Source organism: Rhizobacter sp. P3_B12, from assembly GCF_056402895.1.
Window position 1 is genome coordinate 1 of sequence record NZ_JBFUGN010001553.1, and the last position, 879, is coordinate 879.

Sequence of the window (879 nt, forward strand, 5' to 3'; positions counted from 1 at the left end):
TGGTGGAGGCCTGTGATGGAGGAGGGCAAGGGCGCGGTGTCAGCGCGCCGGAACCGGTGGGTGTCGATGGATGCCGCGCACGTACAGGCTCTGCGCGACCGGGAAGAGGCTGATTTCCTGCACGTTGACGTGCGCGGGCTGCTGGTGGATCCATTCGATGGTGCGGGCCAGGTCGTGCGCTTCGAGCGGCGCGAAGCCTTCGAAGCGGGCGGCGGCATCGAGGCCGGGCTGGCCGTCGAGCAGGCCGGTGCGGGTGGTGCCGGGCTGCACGCAGCTGACGCGCACGCCCGAGCCGTGCAGGTCGGCGCGCACGCAGCGCAACAGCTGCTGCGTGTAGGCCTTGCTCGCGGCATAGGCCGCCATCAGCGGGGCGGCGTCGTGCCCGGCGATCGAACCGAGCACCACCAGCGTGCCGCTGCCGCGCTGCAGCAGCAGCCGGGCGAGGTCGCGCACGACCAGCGTGGTGCCGAGCACGTTGGTGTTGATGGTGGCGTGCAGCTCGGCATCGCTCATCGCGGTGAGCGGCGCCCCCTGGAAGGCGCAGCCGGCGCAGTGCACGGCGAGTTCGATGTCGTGCAGCCGCAGGCGGCCGCGCTCGGCGAGCTGGTCGAATGCGGCGTGCAGGCCGGGCCGGGCGACATCGTGGGGCAGCGCGATGAAGCGGCGCGGCCAGTCGCGTTCGAGTTCAGCCAGCAGCGCGGCGTTGCGCGCGATGCCGATCACGCTGAAGCCGCTCGCCAGCAGGCCCTGCGCGACCGCGCGGCCGATGCCGCGGCTCGCGCCCGTCACGGCACACCAGCGGGYGGGCGCGAGGCTGTCATCCATCGCGGTCATCGGTTGGGTCATCTATTGGGTCATCCCTTGGGTCACCCGTTGACC

The 879-nt window shown here is 72.1% G+C and carries 1 protein-coding gene; it reads right to left on the minus strand.

The features are described from left to right. Nucleotides 1-39 precede the first annotated feature (39 nt). Nucleotides 40-846 carry an SDR family oxidoreductase gene (locus AC1D01_RS36810; protein WP_477874770.1) on the minus strand — a complete coding sequence of 269 codons (807 nt, stop codon included), beginning with the start codon at nucleotides 844-846 and terminating at the stop codon, nucleotides 40-42. Nucleotides 847-879: the final 33 nt, after the last annotated feature.